Origin of the sequence: Streptomyces sp. NPDC005483, from assembly GCF_040606035.1 — a bacterium.
Lineage (GTDB): Bacteria > Actinomycetota > Actinomycetes > Streptomycetales > Streptomycetaceae > Streptomyces.
The window spans coordinates 324,946-331,563 of the sequence record NZ_JBEXEA010000010.1 but is presented as its reverse complement, the minus strand read 5'-3'; the positions used below and the strand labels follow the sequence as shown (position 1 = coordinate 331,563).

General features: G+C 70.3%; 6 protein-coding genes. 5 read left to right on the top strand and 1 reads right to left on the bottom strand.

Translation table 11 applies throughout. The annotated features are described in order from the left end of the window. Positions 1–467: 467 nt before the first annotated feature. Entirely contained in the window at positions 468–1,400 is a 933-nt protein-coding gene (locus ABZT06_RS21730; RefSeq protein ID WP_355743050.1) for an AraC family transcriptional regulator, read from the bottom strand. 97 nt (positions 1,401–1,497) lie between these two features. Between ABZT06_RS21730 and ABZT06_RS21725 the strand changes: the two genes are divergently transcribed. From ABZT06_RS21725 to ABZT06_RS21705, 5 genes are all read left to right on the top strand, one after another. Then, positions 1,498–2,277: an MBL fold metallo-hydrolase gene (locus ABZT06_RS21725; protein ID WP_355743047.1), complete on the top strand. Its 780-nt coding sequence runs from the start codon at positions 1,498–1,500 to the stop codon at positions 2,275–2,277. A 133-nt stretch (positions 2,278–2,410) separates the two neighbouring features. Then, positions 2,411–3,418 carry a superoxide dismutase gene (locus tag ABZT06_RS21720; protein ID WP_355743044.1) on the top strand — a complete coding sequence of 336 codons (1,008 nt, stop codon included), beginning with the start codon at positions 2,411–2,413 and terminating at the stop codon, positions 3,416–3,418. Between the two features lie 54 nt (positions 3,419–3,472). Continuing rightward, positions 3,473–4,123, top strand: coding sequence for an NAD(P)-binding domain-containing protein (locus ABZT06_RS21715; RefSeq protein WP_355743041.1), 651 nt, complete (start codon positions 3,473–3,475; stop codon positions 4,121–4,123). A gap of 476 nt (positions 4,124–4,599) precedes the next feature. Then, positions 4,600–5,163, top strand: a complete 564-nt coding sequence (locus ABZT06_RS21710) for a hypothetical protein (RefSeq protein ID WP_355743038.1) — start codon at positions 4,600–4,602, stop codon at positions 5,161–5,163. A 102-nt stretch (positions 5,164–5,265) separates the two neighbouring features. Next, positions 5,266–6,540 (top strand): multidrug effflux MFS transporter, encoded by a 1,275-nt coding sequence (locus ABZT06_RS21705; RefSeq protein WP_355743035.1) that lies wholly within the window; start codon positions 5,266–5,268, stop codon positions 6,538–6,540. Positions 6,541–6,618 lie beyond the last annotated feature (78 nt).

Sequence of the window (6,618 nt, the reverse complement as noted above, 5' to 3'; positions counted from 1 at the left end):
AGCCTGTAATGGTGCAAGTCGGGCGCGATTTCAAGATCTTCAGTGTGCTCCTAGGCCTCCAGTCCCCTCCACGAACTTGCGCGGGGCAGCACTAGTGCGTTTCGTACACCACCAGCATCCCTCGATCATTGGCCGCGCTGAAACGCTCAGTGATCCCTCATGCGATCGGGGACGGGATGGAACCGATACCGCACCAACTCGAGACGAACCTCGCCGCCGTCCCGGCGGCGGCGGACGCCGACCTCGACCTCGACCGAACGGAACCGGTGGACTCCACGGTCGTCCGGCCCACCAGCACGCTGCCGGAGCGCTCAAAAAGGGCGGCCCACTCCGGCGAACTCACTGATCACGCGCTCGGACGCTCCCGCGGCGTGCGTCTCCTCAGGCGCCGTCCGCACCCGGGGCCCCCTCCGCAGTCATGCCACCCCTCGATGGCGCGCCTTCACCCCCGGGCGCCGCACTTACCGTTACCCCTGATGCGTCTGCCTGAAGGCACCTGGAGTCTCGCCGACGTGCCGGGCGAAGAACTTGCCGAAGTTGGTGGGTTCGGGAAAGCCCAGGCGGCGGGCGATGGTCGCCACCGGTTCGTCGGTGTGGGCGAGCAGCCGCTGCCCCTCGAGGGCGACGCGGCCGTCGATGACGTGTTTGACGGGCTGCCCAGTGGCTGCCATGCACGCGCGGGTGAGGGTCTTGACGGTGTAGCCGAGGCGGTGGGCGTAGTCGGCGGCGCGGCGGGTGGTGGCGTAGGAGCGTTCCAGCTCGGCGCGGAAGCGCGCGTAGACCTCGCCGCCGGCGCGCGGGTCGCTCCCGCCGTCGGGGTGGGGCAGCCGGTCGACCTGCAACAGCACGGTGGCCAGCAGGAGTTGGAGGATCTCCGCCGAGACGGTCGGCTCCGGGCGGTCGTACTCGGCCCGCAGCTGGCCCAGCAGAGTCGACAGCACCGCGTACGCAGGGCTCGCGCCGAGCTGCCAGCACGCTGACCCGTACCACTCGTTCACCAGTCGGTCGGCGCTGCTGGAGTGCGGGGGAAAAGCCGGCGTGAACAGTAGATGCGTGCCGTTCGCGGTACCGGGCCGGACGAAGCGCTGGACCTGGCCCGGCCGCACCCACAACAGGGTGCCGGGACGAACGGGGTAGGTCACGAAGTCGATCGCGTGCTCCCCGCTGCCCTCCGTGATCAGTGTGAGCGTGTGGAAGTCCACCCGGTGCACCAGGTCCGGGCGCCGCCCCCCGCGCCGACGGCGCTCGTGCAGGGTGGCCAGATCGATGATCTCGAAACCCGGGACCCGTTCCTCGGGCGGGTTGAAATCGAGCCGAAGAATGGCCCCGTTCGGAGCAGGGTCGGCGCCGCCAGGATCCCCGTAAAGCACCACGATCTCCAGATGTCCTCGATTTACCATGCCACGTCTTCAGCGTATCTCGCCTGCCTGCGCTTTCGCGACGAAAGTAGAGGTCGTCAAGGCGGCGCAGGGCCGCCTCCACCCCCAGGAGCCCCTCATGAACGGCACGGTCACGGTCCTCGACAAGGGCGCGGTCCGCATCCACAGCTACATGTCCCCGGCGGACACCTTCCACACCACCACCCAGCTGATCGAGACCACGGCCCGCGTCATCGCGATCGACGCCCAGCTACTGCCCGCCTACGCCGACGAGGCCGTCGCCTACGCGAAGGGGCTCGGCAAGCCCATCGACCGTCTCATCGTCACGCATGCCCACCCGGACCACTACAACGGTGCCGCCCGCTTCGGTGTCCCCGTCCACGCGCTGGCCCAGGTGCGAGAGCAGATCATCGCTCGCGGCGACAGCCACCTGCCCACCGGCCAGGTCATCCCCCTCGGCGACTTCACCCCGTCCGTCGCCCTCATCCCCGGCACCGAGATCATCGACGGCATCCCCTTCGTCTTCGAGGCCGTCTCCGGCGGCGAGGCCGCCGACGAACTGCTCATCAAGCTGCCCGAGCAGGGCGTCCTCATCGCCCAGGACCTCGTCTACAACGACGTCCACCTCTACCTGGGCAACAACGACATCACCGGCTGGCAGCAGGCCGTCGACGCCCTGGCCGCCGAGTCCGGCTACGACACGATCCTCGCCGGCCACGGCCTGCCCACCGGCCCGGAGGTCTACGCGGACGTCCGCCGCTACCTCACCGACGCCGGCGAGCTGCTCGGCGACGACGGCGACGCGTACAAGAAGGCGATCGTCGACAAGTACCCGGCCCACGTCGGCCCGTTCATCATCGACATCGCCAACCGGTCCCTCTTCCCTGCCGGCAACTGAGCGCCTTCGACGTGTGCCGTCCGCACCGCGCGGATCAGGGGCAGTCCGCGCGGCCCGCGTCCTCTCCGCTCACCGCCCCACATCGTTGATCACCCCCTTGCTCTGCTCACTTACTCACGCCCGGAGATCCGTCATGCCTCACAACCGCCTCCCCCGTCCCCGCGCCGCCGCCGTAGCCGTGGCCTCCCTCCTCGTCCTCGGTGGTGCCGCCCCGGCTCTGGCCGCCTCCGGCGGCGATGCGCCTCACACCGCCGCCTGGCATCACCGGGAACCGCTGCCCGCCAGCTACTCCATCCCCGGCGACAAGACGTACCCCGAGGGCATCGCCCGCCAGAGCGGCACGCCTTTCTTCTACGTCGGCAGCACCAGCGACGGCACCATCTACCGCGGCAACGTCCACCGCACTGCGACCGAGGTGTTCCTGCCGGGCGGCCAGGACGGACGGACCTCTGTCGCGGGCATGAAGACCGACCGCGCGGGACGGCTCATCGTCGCCGGCGGCGCCTCCGGCAAGGTCTTCGTCTACGACACTCGCACCCGCGCCCTGCTGCACGTGTTCGACACCGGCCGCACGGACACCTTCCTCAACGACGTGGCCCTCGCTCCCAACGGCGACGCCTACATCTCCGATTCGATCCATCCGGCGCTGTGGCACATCACCGCCGCCGAGCTGAAGAGCGAGAACGTCCAGCAGCCGCTGCACGTGGGCGTGGACCTGAGCCACTCCCCGATGGTCTACGACGACGGTTTCAACGGCAACGGACTGGTGGTCAGCCACGACGGCCGCTACGTCCTGCTCGCCGACTACAACGACTACGCCTTCTACCGCGTCGACGTCCGCACCCACCAGGTCGTCCCGATCGGCCTCGGCGACGCCAAGGGCGTCTCCGGCGACGGTCTGCTGCTGCGGGGCAACACCCTGACCGCCGTCACCGAACTCGACCACCCCGAGGGCCAGATCAGCGTCCTGAAGCTGAGCCACGACTACACCAAGGCCGAGCTCGTGCGGACGATCCACGGTCACGGCATGCACAGCCCCTCCACGGCCGCCGTCGACGGCCACGACCTGTTGGTCGTCAACTTCCAGTTCCAGATCGCCGACCCGAAGCTCCCGTTCAACGTGGTGCGGGTCCACGTCTGACAGGCCCTCAGGCACGGCGCAGTACAGCGCCGGACAAGAAAGGACACCACTCTCATGAAGATCACCATCGTCGGTGCCGGCAACATGGCCCGGGGCATCGCCACCCGCGCCCTGGCGGGCGGGCACACGGTCACCGTCACCGCCAAGGACCCCGACAAGGCCGTACGACTCGTCGACGAACTGCGCGGGCAGGCAACGGGCGAAGGCCGGATCGCCGCCGCCGACGCATCGGCCGTGGACACCGCGGACATCGTGGTCCTCGCGGTCCCCTTCGACGCCGCGAAGCAGCTCGCCGCCGCCTACGGAGAGCGGCTGAGCGGCAAGGTGCTGATCGACATCAGCAACCCCGTCGACGCCTCCCTGGACACCCTCGTCGTCGCCCCAGGCACCTCCGCCGCCGAAGAGGTCGCCATGGCCGCCGCGCCGGGCACACGTGTCGTGAAGGCGTTCAACACCACGTTCGCCACGACCCTGGTCGCCGGAGAGGTGAACGGCACTCCGCTCGACGTCTTCATCGCCGGTGACGACGAGGCCGCGCGTAAACAGGTCGCCGACCTGGTCACGTCCGGCGGGCTGAACCCGGTCGACGTCGGCGCGCTCAAGCACGCCCGCGAGCTGGAGGGCTTCCAACTGCTGCACATGGCCCTGGAGATACGAGAGGCGGGCCACGGCTGGGCCAGCACGATCAAGATCGTCGCCCCCTGAGTCGCCCGAGCACGACTGCCCTGAACCCCGCTGCCGGCCCGATACCCCCACGGGCCGGCAGCGGACCGTCAGCAGACCCCACCAGGAGAACCACCTCATGCGCGTCCGTACCTCCCTGACCACCTTCGCGGTCGCCGCGGCCCTGCTGGCCTCCGCTGCCACCGCCACCGCCGCGACCGAGCCCCTCTCGTCGCCGCAGATCACCCACCACTTCCAGCTGGCGGCCTCGCAGCAGCCCGAGAACCATCACCGTCGACCGCACCGGGGCGGCGTATCTGACCTTCTCCTTCGCCCGGCAGATCGTCCGCGTCGCTCCGGGCGGCCGGCCGCACGTCCTGGCCACCCTGCCCGCCCCGGCCAAGGCGAGCACCCCCAACCTGGGCCAGGCGTTCGTCGGGGGCATCGCCCGCGCCGACGACGGCACCCTGTACGTCACCTACGCCACCGGTACCGCCGACCTCACCGGCGTCTGGGCCGTGCGCCCCGGTGGTCGCCCGCACCGCATCGCTGCCCTGCCCGCCGACGGACTGCCCAACGGCCTCGCCCTCGATCAGCAGGCCAAGATGCTCTACGTCACGGACTCCGTGCACGGCGTCATCTACCGCCTCCCCGCACACGGCGGCAAGGCCACCGTCTGGGCCAACGGCACGCAACTCGAACCCACCACGTTCGCCGGCGCCAACGGCCTGAAGCTGCACAACCGTTCCGTCTGGGCCACCAACCTCGACCGCGGCACCGTCCTGCGCATCCCGGTCACCGCCACGGGCACCGCCGGAAGGATCCAGGTACGGGCCACCGGCATGCCGTCCATCGACGACTTCGCCTTCACCGGCCACGGCGACACCCTCCTCGCAGCCCGCGACGACAACCAGGTCGACCTCGTCCGCCCCGACGGCACCCACACCACCGTCCTCACCCCGGCCGACGGCCTCCAGACCCCCACGTCCGTCGCGGTCCGCGGCAGCAAGGTGTACGTCCCCAGCGCCGCCTACCTGACCGGCAAGGACCCCAACCTGCTCATCGCCCACCTCGACCGCTGACACGGTCGGGAGGACCACCCCCATCGGTGCCGGTGCCGGGCCGACCGCGCAGCACCGGCCCCTCCACGTGCTCCGTTCTCCCCAACCGCCTTGGAACCCGACATGTCCGAACCCCTCCCGCCCAGCTCCGTCGGGACAGCAGGCGCCATCCACGATCCGTCTGCTGCCCCCCGCCCTCGCCGGCTGCCCCTCGTCCTGGTCCTGGGCTCCCTGACCGCGCTCGGCCCGCTCACCATCGACCTCTACCTGCCGGCCCTCCCCCAGGTCAGCCGAGATCTGCACGTCTCACAGGCCGTCACCCAGCTCACCCTGACCGCCTTCATGATCGGAATCGCCCTCGGCCAGCTGGTCATCGGCCCCCTCAGCGACACCCTCGGCAGGCGCCGCCCCCTCCTGACCGGCCTGACCGTGTACGTCGCGGCAAGCCTCCTGTGCGCCGTCGCCCCCAATCCCACGGTCCTCATCGGCATGCGCCTGGTCCAGGGCCTGGCGGGGGCCGCCGGGATCGTCATCGCCCGAGCCGTCGTCCGTGACCTGTACGACGGACTCGGCGCTGCCCGTCTGCTGTCCTCGCTGATGCTCGTCTCCGGCACCGCGCCGATCCTCGCCCCCGTGCTCGGCGCGCAACTGCTGCGCCTGACCTCCTGGCGGGGCGTGTTCGTCACCCTCGTGCTGCTGGGCCTGGCCATCCTCGCCGCCACCGCGGCCCTGCTGACCGAGACCCTGCCCACCGACCAGCGGCGTCACGGCGGGCTCCCCGACACTCTGCGCACCATGCGCGACCTCGTCAAAGACGGCCGCTTTTCGGGATATCTGCTCACCGGCAGCCTCGGCTTCGCCGCCCTGTTCGCCTACATCGCCGGCTCGTCCTTCACGCTGCAAGAGGTCTACGGCGCCTCCCCGCAGACCTACAGCCTGCTCTTCGCCCTCAACTCCGTCGGCATGGTCGCCACCGGACAGCTCAACGGCAAACTGCTCCTGGGCCGCTTCCCCTCACACCGCATCCTGGGGACCGGCCTAACCGTACTCGGCACGGCAGGCACCGCGTTGGTCGTCCTGGCCACTACCCCACACGCGGGCCTGCCCTGGATCGCCACCGCGCTCTTCCTCACCGCCTGCCCGGTCGGCATGATCCTGCCCACCACCACGGCCCTGTCCCTCCAACGTGCCCCACACGCGGCGGGCAGCGCCTCAGCGCTGCTGGGCACCACCCAGTTCCTCATGGGAGCCATCGCGCCGGCCCTCGCCGGTCTCGGCGACCAGAGCACCGCCCTGCCCATGGCCCTGTCGGTACTCGGTCTCGCACTCGCGGCGGCGGTCTGCTACCTCGTCCTCTGCCGCCCATGGCGACCCGCTCCGGACCCGCTGGCCCAGTGAGCCCGCGATCCAGGCCACGCCGTCGCAGCCTCTCACGCACACAATGCGGGAATCGTCCAGGTCTACAAGGCTGTCGGC